General features: G+C 70.1%; 12 protein-coding genes. 8 read left to right on the top strand and 4 right to left on the bottom strand.

The genetic code is table 11. The features are described 5' to 3' along the window. The first annotated feature begins 233 nt into the window (after positions 1 to 233). From AC1MGR_RS09330 to AC1MGR_RS09320, 3 genes are all read left to right on the top strand, one after another. Entirely contained in the window at positions 234 to 1,157 is a 924-nt protein-coding gene (locus AC1MGR_RS09330; protein ID WP_480234400.1) for an alpha/beta fold hydrolase, read from the top strand. An 86-nt stretch (positions 1,158 to 1,243) separates the two neighbouring features. After that, the gene (locus AC1MGR_RS09325; RefSeq protein WP_480234399.1) at positions 1,244 to 3,523 is read left to right on the top strand and encodes a xanthine dehydrogenase family protein molybdopterin-binding subunit; all 2,280 of its coding nucleotides are present in this window, start codon (positions 1,244 to 1,246) and stop codon (positions 3,521 to 3,523) included. Between the two features lie 157 nt (positions 3,524 to 3,680). After that, on the top strand, positions 3,681 to 4,211 hold the full coding sequence (locus AC1MGR_RS09320; RefSeq protein ID WP_108036685.1) for a phosphate-starvation-inducible PsiE family protein: 531 nt from the start codon (positions 3,681 to 3,683) through the stop codon (positions 4,209 to 4,211). Positions 4,212 to 4,300: 89 nt separating this feature from the next. On the opposite strand, the gene ldtR is transcribed toward AC1MGR_RS09320, so the two are convergent. The 3 genes from ldtR to AC1MGR_RS09305 all read right to left on the bottom strand — a co-directional run bounded on the left by ldtR (position 4,301) and on the right by AC1MGR_RS09305 (position 6,571). Next, positions 4,301 to 4,813 carry a transcriptional regulator LdtR gene (ldtR, locus tag AC1MGR_RS09315; RefSeq protein ID WP_108036765.1) on the bottom strand — a complete coding sequence of 171 codons (513 nt, stop codon included), beginning with the start codon at positions 4,811 to 4,813 and terminating at the stop codon, positions 4,301 to 4,303. Positions 4,814 to 4,977: 164 nt separating this feature from the next. Then, positions 4,978 to 5,445: a DUF6163 family protein gene (locus AC1MGR_RS09310; RefSeq protein ID WP_480234398.1), complete on the bottom strand. Its 468-nt coding sequence runs from the start codon at positions 5,443 to 5,445 to the stop codon at positions 4,978 to 4,980. Positions 5,446 to 5,485: 40 nt separating this feature from the next. After that, complete coding sequence (locus AC1MGR_RS09305) at positions 5,486 to 6,571, bottom strand: enoyl-CoA hydratase/isomerase family protein (RefSeq protein ID WP_480234397.1); 1,086 nt, start codon at positions 6,569 to 6,571, stop codon at positions 5,486 to 5,488. A gap of 266 nt (positions 6,572 to 6,837) precedes the next feature. Here AC1MGR_RS09305 and hemB point away from each other — a divergent pair, with 266 nt between their 5' ends. From hemB to AC1MGR_RS09285, 4 genes are all read left to right on the top strand, one after another. Continuing rightward, complete coding sequence (gene hemB / locus AC1MGR_RS09300; RefSeq protein ID WP_108036679.1) at positions 6,838 to 7,896, top strand: porphobilinogen synthase; 1,059 nt, start codon at positions 6,838 to 6,840, stop codon at positions 7,894 to 7,896. Next, positions 7,893 to 8,315 (top strand): hypothetical protein, encoded by a 423-nt coding sequence (locus tag AC1MGR_RS09295; RefSeq protein ID WP_480234396.1) that lies wholly within the window; start codon positions 7,893 to 7,895, stop codon positions 8,313 to 8,315. The genes hemB and AC1MGR_RS09295 overlap by 4 nt, the downstream gene beginning before the upstream one ends. Before the next feature lie 121 nt (positions 8,316 to 8,436). Next, complete coding sequence (locus AC1MGR_RS09290; RefSeq protein ID WP_108036675.1) at positions 8,437 to 8,925, top strand: RDD family protein; 489 nt, start codon at positions 8,437 to 8,439, stop codon at positions 8,923 to 8,925. 204 nt (positions 8,926 to 9,129) lie between these two features. Further along, entirely contained in the window at positions 9,130 to 9,876 is a 747-nt protein-coding gene (locus AC1MGR_RS09285; protein WP_108036673.1) for an arginyltransferase, read from the top strand. A 36-nt stretch (positions 9,877 to 9,912) separates the two neighbouring features. Here AC1MGR_RS09285 and AC1MGR_RS09280 read toward each other — a convergent pair whose 3' ends face one another. Further along, positions 9,913 to 12,054, bottom strand: a complete 2,142-nt coding sequence (locus AC1MGR_RS09280; RefSeq protein ID WP_480234395.1) for a TonB-dependent receptor — start codon at positions 12,052 to 12,054, stop codon at positions 9,913 to 9,915. A gap of 453 nt (positions 12,055 to 12,507) precedes the next feature. On the opposite strand from AC1MGR_RS09280, the gene purB reads away from it, so the two are divergent. Continuing rightward, positions 12,508 to 13,815 carry an adenylosuccinate lyase gene (gene purB / locus AC1MGR_RS09275; RefSeq protein ID WP_480234394.1) on the top strand — a complete coding sequence of 436 codons (1,308 nt, stop codon included), beginning with the start codon at positions 12,508 to 12,510 and terminating at the stop codon, positions 13,813 to 13,815. Positions 13,816 to 13,860 lie beyond the last annotated feature (45 nt).

The raw sequence follows: 13,860 nt of genomic DNA, 5'->3' as shown, positions 1-13,860 counted from the left end.
CCCGCCGACGCAGACGATGCGTCGGTGGGAGGGACCCGGATTGCCCTCGGTGCACAGGCGCGGCAGTCTCGCCGGGGCACCGGCTCGCGGGGCCGTCCGGGTGGTTCTCGGCCGGCGGCGGACCTCGTGGGACGTGCGGGCGTCCCGATCCCGATGCCGGAGATCGTCCGGCGCGACGGGGCGGGCGCTGCACGCGAATGGCCGAAACCGTGCTGCGTAGGGATCAGGACCTCATGCCGCCGACCGACATCCTCGACCGCGGGCCCTGCCCGTTCCTGTCCGGCTTCGATCTCGCCGACGTGGCGCTGCCCGACCTCCGCCTCCGGGTCGCCCTGTCCCCCGGCGGTGAGCGGATCCCGCTGCTGCTCCTGCACGGTCATCCCCAGACGCACGTCACCTGGCACGCGGTGGCGCCCCGGCTTCGGGAGGCCGGCCATCCGGTGGTCGCCCCCGACCTGCGCGGCTACGGCGACTCGGATCGACCGGAGTCCACGGCCGACCACGCGCCCTATGCCAAGCGGGCCATGGCGGCCGATGCGGTCGCGCTGATGCGGGCCTGCGGCTACGCGCGCTTCGCCGTGGTCGGGCACGATCGGGGCGGGCGCGTCGCGCACCGCCTGGCCCTCGACCACCCCGCCGCGGTGGACCGCCTCGCCGTCCTCGACATCGCGCCGACGCAGACGATGTACGCCCGCACCGACCGCGCCTTCGCGACCCGGTACTTATGGTGGTTCTTCCTGATCCAGCCGGCGCCCCTGCCCGAGCGGATGATCGGCGCCGACCCGGAGGCCTATCTGCGCCATCACCTCGCCGGCCAGAGCCGGACGCCCGGCATCCCGAGCGAGGCACTGATCCGGGAGTACCTGCGCTGCTACCGCACCCCCGGCGGCATCCACGCGATCTGCGAGGATTACCGTGCCGCGGCCGGGATCGACCTCGACCACGACGCCGCCGACGACGCGGCCGGGCGCCGGATCACCGCGCCGCTTCTCGCCCTCTGGGGCGCCCAGGGCACGGTCGGCGAACTCTACGACGTCGCCGCCACCTGGCGGGAGAAGGCCGACCGGGTGGAGGGGCACGCCCTCCCCTGCGGGCACCTGCTGCAGGAGGAAGCGCCGGACCTGGTGCTGGATCGCCTGCTCCCGTTCCTGGCCTGAACGCCCGCGTCGAGCGACTCGCGGTCGCGCCCGGATCGGCCGGCCCGGAACGGCGGTTACTCCTGTCGTGAGGCGAGGAGAGCCCGATGCCGAGACCGACCGACCTGCGCGATCCCTCGGCCTGGCTCGGGCATCCGCATCCTCGTGTGGAGGGCGGCGCCAAAGTCACGGGCGCGGCGGTCTACGCCTCCGACACCCGCCTGCCGGGCCTCGCCCATGCCGCGCTGGTCACCAGCACCATTCCGCGCGGACGGATCGCCGGCTTCGACCTCGCCGCCGCACAGGCGGTCCCGGGTTGCCTGCGGATCTTCACCCATCGGGATTTCGCCGGCGCGATCCGCCCGGTGAAGCACCTCATGGCCGGGGGCTACGCCAACAGCAGCCACCTGCCGCTGGGCTCGGACGCGGTGGCGTATGCCGGCCAGATCGTCGCCCTGGTGGTGGCGGACACGCTGGAATCCGCCCGCGCCGCGGCGGCCCTTACCCGCGTGCACTATGCGGCCGGGGCCTTCGCCGACGGCTTCGACGCGCCCCGGGCCGAGAGTGTGCGTCTCGCCGACCTGAAGCCGGATCACCACGACCCGCGGACCGGCGATGCCGACGACGCCCTGGCGCGGGCCGACGTGACGGTGACCGCCCGCTACGCGACGCCGATCCAGCACCACAATCCGATCGAGCTGTTCACCACCGCCTGCGCCTGGGACGGTCCGCGTCTCACGGTCCACGAGCCCTCGCGCTACATCGGCGCGGTGCGGCACGGCCTAGCCGCGCAACTCGGCCTCGATCCGGCGGATATCCGCGTGGTCTCGGGCCTGATCGGCGGCCATTTCGGCGCGAAATTCGCCCTGTCGCAATACACGGCGCCGGTCGCCCTGGCGGCCCGCGCCCTCGGGCGGCCCGTCTCCCTGGTGGCGAGCCGGCGGGACGGCTTCACCATCGCCAATTACCGTCCTGAGAGCCGGCACGACCTTCGCCTCGGGGCGAGCCGCGACGGGCGCTTCACCGCCCTGGTGCACGAGGCCTCCGTCGTCGCCTCGCGCTTCGATCCCTTCGCCATGGAGGGCACCGACGTCACCGCGAGCCTCTATGCCTGCCCGGCGGTCCGCACCGACGAGCGCGCCGTGCGGGTCGACCGCAACACCCCCGGGCCGATGCGGGCGCCCCCCGAGGTGCCCTACCTGTTCGCCCTGGAGAGCGCCGTCGACGAGATGGCGGCCGCCCTGGGGATCGATCCCATCGCTCTGCGCCGGCGCAACGACACCGCCACCGATCCGATCTCCGGCAAGCCGTTCTCCTCGCGCCCGCTGATGGCCTGCTTCGATGCCGGCGCGGAGGCGTTCGGCTGGGCGACGCGCGATCCGGAGGCGGGGCGGGTGCGCGACGGCCCGTGGCGGATCGGTCTCGGCTGCGCCGCCTCGGCCCGGCCGGTGAAGATTTCCCCCGCCACCATGCGGATACGGCTCGAGGCCGATGGCCGGGTCGCCGTCGCCACCGCCCACCACGAGATCGGCAACGGGATCACCACGCTCCTCGCCCTGGGCGCCGCCGAGTGGCTCGGGACGACGCCCGAGGCCGTCACGGTCTCCCTGGGCGATACGGCGCTGCCGGCGGCGGGGCTCTCCGGCGGCTCCTCCACCACGACCAGCCTGCTCCACACCCTGGCGCAGGGCTGCGAGACGCTGCGGGCACGCCTGTCTGCCACGGCCATCGAATCCGGTCCCCTCGCCGGTACCGATCCCGCCGCGCTGCGCCTGCAGGCGGGCCGCCTCGTCGCGCCGGACGGGCGGACCGCTCCGCTGGCGCTGCTCGTCGCGGGCCTCGACCCGAGCGGGATCGAGACCGTAGCGGCCTTCACCCCGGCGGGGTCGGGGCCGGAGGCCCTGGAGGCGATCGAATCGGGCAAGATGGCCCTCGGCACCGGGGCCGGCAGCGAGGCCCTGTCCTGGGCCTTCGGGGCGCAGTTCGCCCGGGTGATGGTTCATGACGAGACGGGCGAGATCCGGGTGCCGCGCCTCCTCGGCGCCTTCGCGGCGGGGCGCGTCCTCAACCCGCTGACCGCCCGGAGCCAGCTCACCGGCGGGATGATCTGGGGGCTCGGCTCGGCGCTCCTGGAGGAGACGATCCTCGACCGCGGCCATTACCGCAACGCGGACCTTGCCGAGTACCTCGTCGCCACCGCCGCGGACGCGCCCGAGGTCGAGGCCTTGCTGGTGCCGGACCCGGACGAGACCGTAAACTCCCTGGGCCTGAAGGGCCTCGGCGAACTCGGGATCATCGGCGTCAACGCGGCCATCGCCAACGCGGTGTTCCACGCCACCGGCCGCCGGATCCGGTCCCTGCCGATCCGGGTCGAGGATATGCTGTGACCGATCGCGCGCCACGTCGTCCGGTCCGCCGCTGACGCGGTCGTGATCGCGCCGCCCGTCCCGCGTGCGCGGCCCCGGACGGTCTCCGAGCGTGGCCGCGCTGGACGCCCGCCCGCCGATCCTGTCTGATCGGCTCGATAGAGGGGGGGAGCGCGTCATGTCCGACGACCGGGACGATCAGGGCCGGCTCACGCGTGCGGCGAGCTTCGTCTTCCTGCACACCGAGCACGCGATCTACGCCGCGCTCGGCATCCTCCTCGCCCTGACCGCCCTCGTCGCCCTGATCGACGCCACCGCGCTGACCTGGGAAGCCGTGCGCCACCTGGGCGGGGCCGACCAGATCCTCGAGGTGGTCGACCGGCTGCTGTTCCTGCTCATGCTGATCGAGATCCTGCACACGGTGCGGGTGTCGATGCGCTCGGGCAAGCTGACCTGCGAGCCGTTCCTCATCGTCGGGCTCATCGCGTCGATCCGACGGGTTCTCGTCATCACCCTGCAATCGTCGGAGATCACCCACGCCAAGGACTGGTCGCCCGAGAAGCAGGCGCTGTTCCAGGCCTCGATGATCGAGCTCGGCGTCCTCGCCGCCCTGATCCTCACGATGGTGTTCGCGATCTTCATGCTCCACCGCGCCCGGGACGACGGCAAACCGGCCGGGGAGGAATCGTCCGAGCACGCGGGCTCCTGACCGGGCCGCGATCGAATCGGAACCCCCGGAACGCGAACAAGCCCGGCGAGCCGGGCTTGTGGGGTCGTCGCGGTCCTCGGCGACCGGCCTCAGAGGCGGTAGCGGATCTGGTCCGTCCAGAAGCGCTCCAGGCGGCTCAGCGCGGTGTTGAGCCGGCCGAAATCGTCGTCTGAGATGCCGCCGATCGGCTGGATGGTGCGGGCGTGCTTGTCGTAGAGGCTCTGGATGATGTCGTGGACTTGGCGGCCCTTGTCGGTGAGGCTGATGCGGACCGAGCGGCGGTCGGTCTTCGACCGGGCGTGGTGCAGGTAGCCGGCTTCGACGAGCTTCTTGACGTTGTAGGAGACATTCGAGCCGAGATAGTAACCCTTGGTGCGCAGCTCGCTCGCGGTAAGCTCCTTGTCGCCGATGTTGTAGAGCAGCAGCGCCTGGACGCTGTTGACGTCCTCGCGGTCGCGGCGCTCGAATTCGTCCTTGATCACGTCGAGGAGGCGGCGGTGCAGGCGCTCGACGAGGTGCAGGGCCTCAAGATACGAGCCATGGGCCGGAGCGGTCTCGGGAGCGGTTTCGGTCTTGCTAACCTTGGCAGCCTGGGACTTCATCATGGGCCTCATCAGGTTTCTGTGTTTCAGGGCCGGTGTTCTTCGCCACCGCTCATGAAGCCAACCTAGGAGTCGCAGATGAAAGACGGTTTAAGCGATAGGATGAATTTGCGATTTACCTCTCTCGGTAAATGCAAGATGAAGCGATCGTCGTAACCCGGCGTTTACCGGACTTCCCGTGCCGCCAGGAAAGACAAGATAAAATACAACGCAATAATTCCGGCCTGTATTGCCAGGTATACGGGCGCTATTGGCAGGAGCTGCGGTGTCAGCACCGCCAGGGTGAGCGCGCTGGTGGCGGCCAGCAGCCAGACCACGCCGCCCCAGGCGCTGGTGAGCCAGAGCCCCACCGCCGCCATCGGGTCGATCACCGCGAAGTAGACGATCACGCTCTGGCGCCCGAGCGTCTCCGATTCGAAGGGACGCCCGCCGGGCAGGATGTCGAGGATGCCGGCCCAGGTGGCAACGGCCTTCGCGAGCCAGAACAGGGCGGTGAGGCGCATGAACCAGACCAGCACCACGTCCCAGCCGGTCTGCGGCACCTGGGGCGCCCGCTCGATCCGGTCGGCGCCCCCGTCCTGATTGCGTCCGCGGATCTCGCGGGAGCCTGGGACCTTCGTCAATCCGCGCACGCCGGACCTCTTCCCATGCCTTGGATCAGGACTCGGATCATCACTTGGACGATCCGGTGAAGGACGGCTCCGGGCCGCCTGTGGGCGCGAAGGCCGCGGCGACCGTTGCGGGGTCGACGGCCTCCAGGGTAGCGGGCATCCAGGCGGGCGCGCCGTCCTTGTCGATGACGGCCGCGCGCACGCCCTCGAAGAAATCGTGGCCGCGCATCAGGGCGCTGACCATCCGGTATTCCATCCCCATCGCCTCGGGGAAGCTCAGGGCCGCGCCCCGCCGCATCTGCTCGCGCACCAGGACCAGGCTGGTGGGCGAGCGCGTGCGCATCAGGGCGGCGGTCTCGGTCGCGAAGGGGGAACCGTCCGCATCGAGTCGCGCCAGGATCTCCGCGACCGTGTCGGCCGTGAAGCAGGCATCGATCACCGCCCGCGCATCCACCAGATTCCCCGGTTCGGGCAACGCTCGCGCCCGCCCGGCGAGCACCGCCTCGACCGGGACGCCGGTGGCGAGGTCGTCCACGATCCCGTCGAAATCCGCCGCCGCGGCGTGATGGGTGGCCAGACCCACCGCATGGGCGTCGCCGGGTCCGATGCGGGCGCCGGTCAGGGCGAGGTAGGTGCCCGTGCATCCGGGCAGGCGTGGCAGAACGTAGGTCATGCCGACATCGGGAAACAGGCCGATCCCGACTTCCGGCATGGCGAAGCTGTAGCTCTCCGATGAGACCCGGTGGCTGCCATGGACCGAGATGCCGTTGCCGCCGCCCATGACCAGGCCCTCGATCAGGCTGACCACCGGCTTCGGGAATCGTTTCACCGTGGCGTCGAGGCCGTACTCGGCCCGCCAGAAGGCATCGACGGCGGCGTGCTCGCCGGCCTTGGCAAGGGCGTAGATCTGGCGGATGTCGCCGCCGGCGCAGAAGGCCCGCCCGCCCCGGCCGCGCAGCACCACCTGCGTCACCGCGGCATCGCCGGCCCAGGCATCCAGCTGCGCCTGCATCGCCCCGAGCATCGCCAGGGACAGGGCGTTCAGGGCGCGCGGCCGGTTCAGCGTCACGAGGCCCACCGCCCCGCGCCGCTCGAACAGGATCTCCGCTTCGCCCGAATCCGCCATGGGTCCTCCCGCCTTCGGCATGGGGTCTCCAGCCTGGATCGCCTGCTTAGACGAGGTTTTGGCGCTTGGCGTCAATCGGATGGGCATGGTCGTCGGCCCTTGCGCTGTGAGTGCGGCACAGGTCTGCCGGACACGAAGACCCGCCGTCCCTGCGTCGGCGTCACGGGTTTCGGAGGCTTTTCCGGATGTGATAGGCCCGTGCTCGTCCGCCCGGGTCAGGCCCCGGGCAAGACCCCGGCTCCGACCCCTGCTAAGGCTCCGGCCGAAAACCATAGAGTGCGACCACGATGACCAACGAACCAGCGACCCCGCGTCCCCTGGCGGTCGAGACGGCCCAGGAAGCCGCTCGCCCGGCCGCGCTCGGCATCACCCAGCGCCCGCGCCGCAACCGCAAGGCCGAGTGGTCGCGCCGCCTCGTGCGCGAGCATACCCTCACGGTGGACGATCTGATCTGGCCGCTCTTCGTGATCGAGGGGTCCGGCCGGCGCGAGCCCATCGCGTCGATGCCCGGGGTCGAGCGCCTCAGCGTCGACGAGATCGTCCGGGACGCCGAGAAGGCCGCCCGCGCGGGCATCCCGGCGATCTCGTTCTTCCCCTACACCGAGCCGAGCCTGCGCGATCCCACCGGCTCGGAATCGCTCAATCGCGAAAACCTCGTCTGCCGGGCGGTGCGGGCCGTGAAGAAAGCGGTGCCCGAGCTCGGGATCATGACCGACGTCGCCCTCGATCCCTATACCAGCCACGGCCATGACGGCCTGCTGGAGGACGGCGCGATCCTCAACGACGAGACCGTGGCCCTCCTGGTCGAGCAGAGCCTGATCCAGGCCGAGGCCGGCACCGACATCATCGCGCCGTCCGACATGATGGACGGGCGCGTCGGCGCGATCCGGGCCGGCCTCGACCGGGCCGGCTTCCGCGACGTGCAGATCATGGCCTACGCCGCCAAGTACGCGAGCGCCTTCTACGGCCCGTTCCGGGACGCCATCGGCACCCAGGCGGCCCTGGTCGGCGACAAGCGCACCTACCAGATGGACCCCGGCAATTCCGACGAGGCCATCCGGGAGGTCGCCCTCGACCTCGCGGAGGGCGCGGATTCGGTCATGGTGAAGCCCGGCCTGCCCTATCTCGACATCATCCGCCGGGTGAAGGACGAGTTCGCCGTGCCGACCTTCGCCTATCAGGTCTCGGGCGAGTACGCGATGATCGAGGCGGCCGCCCGCAACGGCTGGCTGGACGGCGAGCGGGCCATGGTCGAGAGCCTGCTGGCCTTCAAGCGCGCGGGCGCCGACGGCGTGCTCACCTATTACGCGCTGCGGGTCGCCGAGCGGCTGCGCGCCGGCGCGTGAGCCTCGGGTCCACCGCGCGCCGGCTCCGCGCCGCGCTCGCCGGCGGCGTCGCTCTCCTCGGCCTCGGCGGCTGCGAGAGCTCGGTCGACCGCCAGCGCGCCATGATCTGCCGGCGGGTCGTGCCCGCGCTCGCTCCCGCCGACACCGCGGTGAAGCTCCTGCGCATCGGCGGGGGCGCGACGCCGGACGAACTCCGCGTCGACTACGCGGTGGCCGGGCGGCCCGGCCAGGCCGCGCGCCAGCGCTGGGTTACCTGCAGCTTCGGCCCCGGCGCGGAACTCCTCGGCCTCGCCACCGAGGGCGGTCCGGTCAACGGCGCGCGCCTGTTCCTGCTGCGCCACTACTATCTCGAAACCCCCGAGGCCGCCGCCGCGGATCCGGGTGCCCAGGCGGCGCCGGCCGACCGCCCGAGCCAGTGACCCGCGGAACCGCGCGGCCGCGGCGATCTCGCGGGGCCGGCTTGAGTCTCGCGGGGTGCACGCCCATCTCTCCGCTCAGAACGCCGCCGCTCCGTCCGCGAGCGCGATTCAGGAGCGCCCCATGCGCGAGACGCAAAGCCCCTACGCCGATCGCTTCCAGACCGGCTACGCCCCCCAGTTTCCGGTGCCCTACGTCCGGGGCAGCCTCGGCGCACGCTTCGTCGCCTATCTTCTCGACATCCTGTTCATCTTCGGCTTCACCGCCCTCCTCACCCTGGTGATCACGGTGATCGGTGTCCTCACCTTCGGGCTGGGCTGGACCCTGTTCGCGATCCTGCCGGCGAGCGGCATCCTCTACAGCGCGATCACGGTCGGCGGTCCGGGCCAGAGCACCTGGGGCATGCGGATGATGGGCCTGCGCGTCGTCGCGCCGGAGAGCGGCGCCCGCGTCGACTACCTCACCGCCGCGATCCACGCGCTGTTGTTCTACGTGGCCGTGGCCTCGGCCTTCCTGCTCTGGGTGCTGGATGTCGGCATCGGACTGGTGCGGGCCGATCGCCGCCTCGGGCACGACCTGCTCCTCGGCCTCGCGGTGGTGCGCGCCGGCTGACCCGGTCCCCGCCAGCGCGCGTCGCCGCAAGTCTTTCTCGACGCCTCGGTCGAGGCCGCTGAATTCGGCTGAACAAGACGCTCCGGGTTTCGCACGAAATTGTCGCGGAACCCTCAGAGGGTGTTGAGCCCGCCCGCGTTGCGGATACACTCAAGTCTTGGGGTGCGCCGGGCGTACCCGGCGCGCGGCGGGCGACAGACAAGCGTGACGAGCCATTCCCGGGACACCCCGCAATTCTACCTGACGGCGCCCTCCCCGTGCCCCTACCTGCCGGGCCAGGAGGAGCGGAAGGTGTTCACCCACCTGGTCGGGCGTCGCGCCCGCGACCTCAACGAGATCCTGACCCAGGGCGGCTTCCGCCGCTCGCAGACCATCGCCTACCGGCCGGCCTGCGAATCCTGCCGGGCCTGCATCTCGGTGCGGGTGGTGGTCGCCGATTTCCATCCTTCGGCCAGCCAGCGTCGCATCCTCCAGCGCAACGCCGACTTGGTGGGCAATCCGGAGCCGAACCGCCCGGCCTCCGAGCAGTACGCCCTGTTCCGGCGCTACCTCGATGCCCGCCACGGCGACGGCGGCATGGTCGACATGACCGTGCTCGACTACGCCATGATGATCGAGGACAGCCACGTCGACACCCACCTGGTGACCTATCGCCGGCGCGGCCCCGACACCGCGATCAACGGGCGCGGCACCGGGCCGACGGTCGCCCTCTGCCTGACCGACGTCCTCGCGGACGGGTTGTCGATGGTCTACTCGTTCTACGATCCCGCCGAGGCGAACCGGTCGCTCGGCACCTACATGATCCTCGACCACATCCGCCGCGCCGCAGATCTCGGCCTGCCCTACCTCTATCTCGGCTACTGGGTCGAGGGCTCGCGGAAGATGGACTACAAGGCCCGCTTCACCCCGCAGGAACGGCTGATGGGCCCCGGCTGGCAGCGGGTGGAATGATCCCACCCGCCTGTTGTCCCGGGACGCCCCGACGTCTCAGAACTTGGCGATGATCTGCGCTCGGATCGTGCGTGGCGCGCCCGGTGTGATGTTCTGGTTGTTGTCGGCGGTGTAGATGTAGCGCCGGTCGAACAGGTTCTCGATATTCACCTGCGCCCGGACCGACTCGGTGACCTGATAGAACAGCCCGAGGTCGAAGCGCGTGTAGCTCGGCAGCCGCACCGTGTCGTCCGAGGTGGCGAAGGTGTGGGTCTGGTGGATCACGCCGATGCCGATGCCGAATTCGGGCGTGATGTCGAACTTGTTCCAGAGAGAGACGCTGTTGAACGGCACGAGCCCGACCGTGTTGCCCTTCACGATGGTTGTCGAGACGGCGCTGTCGATCCGCGCGTCGGTGAAGGCGTAGCCGCCCGCGATCTGCCACCAGTCGGTGAGGTAGCCGTTGGCGCCGATCTCGGCGCCCTGCGTGTTGGTCTTGCCCGACAGGATGAAGAAGCCGGCATTGTTCGGGTCGGCCAGGCGCTGGTTGGTGCGGTCGAGGTTGTACAGGGCGCCGGTGACCTGGAAGGTCGGGGTGACGTCGTACTTCACGCCGACCTCGAGGTTCTGGAAGCCTTCCGGCTTGGCGATGGCGAGGCCCGGCGAGAAGGTGCCGATCTGGTCGCCCGAGGACGGCAGGTAGGACACGCTGTAGCTGCCGTAGAAGGCGAGGTTTGCCAGCGGCTTGATCACGATGCCGGCCCGCGGCGAGACGAGGTTGTCGACCCGCTCGTTGATCAGGCCGGTGACCCGGCCGCGCGACGAGAAGTCGAAGTAGTCGTAGCGCAGGCCGCCGACGATCTGGATGTACTCGTTCAGGTCGATCTGGTCCTGGGCATAGGCCGCGGCGAGACCGAGGTCGTAGCGGAAGTTGGCGTCGGTGGTGCCGTTGTTGCGGAAGGTCACCGGCGCGCGGGTGATCGGCGCCATCGGGTTCACCACCACGCTGGTGACGAGGCTGCTGCCGGTGTTGAAGAACGCCGATTGCCGGAAGGCGAGGCCCTCCTGGTAGCCGAGCTCGAACCCGGCCAGCAGGGTGTGCTTCACGTCGCCGGTGAGGAACTTGTAGGTGAAGTCGTTCTGGCTGAAGTAGTTCGTCCGGTCGGTCTCGTTGCGGTAGCCGGTGATCGACACCTGCGTCCCGGCGGCGTTGACCGGCGCCCCCGGCAGGGTGTTGGCGTAGAAGCGGTTGTAGTCGGCGAAGCGCAGCTGGTTGCGCATCTGGACGCCGGACTCGAACGTGTGGTCGAGGGTCGCCGTGGCGATGTTGGCATCGACCCGGGTGGTGTTCACGTCCGGGTTGCCGAAGAAGGTGCGGATGTTGTTGCGGTAGTTGTACGGCCGGCCGTTCTGCGAGGGGATGCCGCGATCGGGGAAGCGGTCGTCGTGGAAGAACTCGTAGGAGAGCTTCAGCGTCGTCGCCGGGCCGAGCAGGAAGGTCATCGTCGGGTTGATGCCGTAGCGCTGCAGCTCGCCGAACTGGCGGTAGGTCTGGCTGTCCTCGAACACGCCGTTGAGGCGGAAGAACACGCTGTCGCTGATCCGGTCGCCGACATCGAGGGCCACGCGCTTCTGGTTGAACTGGCCGACGCCCGCCACGACCTGGCGCACGCGCAGGCCGTCGGCCTCCTTGAGCACGCGGTTGATCACGCCGCCGCCGCCGCCGCGGCCGAAGATCAGCGAATCCGGGCCCTTCAGCACCTCGATCCGCTCGATGTTGTACAGGTCGCGGTAGTACTGCACGTCGTCGCGTACGCCGTTGACGAAGAAGTCCGCGTTGGTCTTCTGGCCGCGGATGACGACCTCGTCGCGGTTGCTCTCGCCCTGGGCCGGGATCACGCCGGGCACGTAGCGCAGCTGGTCGGTGAGGTTCTGGAAGTTCTGGTCCCGGATCTGCTCCTGGCCGACGATGGTCACCGATTGCGGGGTGTCGAGGAGCGGCGTGTCGGTCTTCGTCGCGCTGCGGGTGGCGCGGGTCAGGTAGCCCACGGTGTTGCCGCGGGCGCCCTCGACGCTGAGCTGGTCCAGGGTCACGGCCGTGCCCTCGGGCAGGAGCGCCGGCTGCGCCCGAGCCGTCGTCGCCAGCGCCGTCCCGCACAGGAGGGTTGCGAGGACCCGGGATGCTGCTCCAGTGTTCATGATCGTACCGCCCGTTCCAGAGACCGTGTCTTGTTGGTTTTGCGCCCCGAAATTCAGTCACGGGGCGTGGCGCAACCCTTGAAGGGCGGCTAAGACAGGAGCAAGCGAAGCGGGCGGCGTTTCCTGAGCTTTGTTTTACAGGGTTTCTAAGAAGCGCTCGAAACAGTGAGCCAACGCCTTCGCAACATTCGGCAAAATTACTACGGACTTTAATCCTGGAAATGTTCCAGGGTGGGGTGATCCGGCGGAGCCTGTGGTAGGAATGCCACGCTCGGGTCGCGCCGTCGGTTCGGGTCGGCCCCCGGTTCCGCGGGTACCGCCCCACGCGCGCCGCGGCCGATCGGGTGTTGGCAGCCGGACTGTTCCGCCCCGCCCGCGTTGAGCGCCACCGCCGCCCATGCTAGGCGCGCCTGATCCCGCTGCCCTTTCCGACGCGTTGACCGAGGCGCCCGCATGATCCCCCGCTACAGCCGCCCCGAGATGACCGCGATCTGGTCCCCCGAATCGCGTTTCCGGATCTGGTTCGAGATCGAGGCCCATGCCACCACGGCCCTGGCCGAGATCGGCGTCGTCCCGAAGCAGGCCGCCGACGCGATCTGGGAGAAGGGCCGCGACGCGGTCTTCGATGTGGCCCGCATCGACGCCATCGAGGCGGTGACCAAGCACGACGTCATCGCGTTCCTGACGCACCTGGCCGAGATCGTCGGCCCCGAGGCCCGCTTCGTCCACCAGGGCATGACCTCGTCGGACGTGCTCGACACCTGCCTGAACGTGCAGCTGGTCCGGGCCGCCGACCTTCTGATCAAGGACGTCGACGCCCTGCTCGCCGCCCTCAAGCGCCGGGCCTTCGAGCACCGGATGACGCCGACCATCGGCCGCTCGCACGGCATCCATGCCGAGCCGGTGACCTTCGGCCTCAAGCTGGCGCAGGCCTATGCCGAGTTCGAGCGCAACCGCGCCCGCCTCGTCGCCGCGCGGGAGGAAGTGGCCACCTGCGCGATCTCGGGCGCCGTCGGCACCTTCGCCAACATCGATCCGCGGGTGGAGGAATACGTCGCCAAGGCCATGGGCCTGACGCCGGAGCCGGTCTCGACCCAGGTCATCCCGCGCGACCGCCACGCCATGTTCTTCGCGGTGCTGGGCGTCGTCGCCTCGTCGGTGGAGCGCCTCTCCATCGAGGTCCGCCATCTCCAGCGCACGGAGGTGCTGGAGGCGGAGGAGTTCTTCTCGGAAGGGCAGAAGGGCTCGTCGGCCATGCCACACAAGCGCAACCCGGTGCTCACCGAGAACCTGACGGGCCTCGCCCGCATGGTCCGCGCCTACGCCCTGCCCGCCATGGAGAACGTCGCCCTCTGGCACGAGCGCGACATCTCGCATTCCTCGGTGGAGCGCATGATCGGGCCGGACGCCACGGTCACCCTCGACTTCGCCCTGGGCCGCCTCACCGGCGTCATCGACAAGCTGCTGATCTATCCCGAGACCATGCAGCGCAACCTCGACAAGCTCGGCGGCCTCGTCCACTCGCAGCGGGTGCTGCTGGCGCTGACCCAGGCCGGGGTCTCGCGCGAGGACGCCTACCGCCTCGTCCAGCGCAACGCGATGCCGGTCTGGCGCGGCGAGGGCGACTTCCTCGCCCTCCTCAAGGCCGATGCCGACGTCACCGCCGCGCTCACCCCCGCGCAGATCGAGGAGTGCTTCGATCTCGGCTACCACTTCAAGCACGTGGACACGATCTTCGCGCGGGTGTTCGGCGCAAGCTGAGCCCGCGCACGAATCCTGCCTGCCCCGACCCGCATCCCCCGGACC

It is taken from the genome of Methylobacterium sp. BI1 (genome assembly GCF_056680125.1).
This window is presented reverse-complemented; position numbering and strand designations above follow the sequence as displayed.

Coding starts and splice junctions, on each gene's coding strand:
- AC1MGR_RS09330 (WP_480234400.1), top strand. CDS start 234: ATGCCGCCGACCGACATCCTCGACCGCGGGCCCTGCCCGTTCCTGTCC.
- AC1MGR_RS09325 (WP_480234399.1), top strand. CDS start 1,244: ATGCCGAGACCGACCGACCTGCGCGATCCCTCGGCCTGGCTCGGGCAT.
- AC1MGR_RS09320 (WP_108036685.1), top strand. CDS start 3,681: ATGTCCGACGACCGGGACGATCAGGGCCGGCTCACGCGTGCGGCGAGC.
- ldtR (WP_108036765.1), bottom strand. CDS start 4,813: ATGAAGTCCCAGGCTGCCAAGGTTAGCAAGACCGAAACCGCTCCCGAG.
- AC1MGR_RS09305 (WP_480234397.1), bottom strand. CDS start 6,571: ATGCCGAAGGCGGGAGGACCCATGGCGGATTCGGGCGAAGCGGAGATC.
- hemB (WP_108036679.1), top strand. CDS start 6,838: ATGACCAACGAACCAGCGACCCCGCGTCCCCTGGCGGTCGAGACGGCC.
- AC1MGR_RS09290 (WP_108036675.1), top strand. CDS start 8,437: ATGCGCGAGACGCAAAGCCCCTACGCCGATCGCTTCCAGACCGGCTAC.
- AC1MGR_RS09280 (WP_480234395.1), bottom strand. CDS start 12,054: ATGAACACTGGAGCAGCATCCCGGGTCCTCGCAACCCTCCTGTGCGGG.
- purB (WP_480234394.1), top strand. CDS start 12,508: ATGATCCCCCGCTACAGCCGCCCCGAGATGACCGCGATCTGGTCCCCC.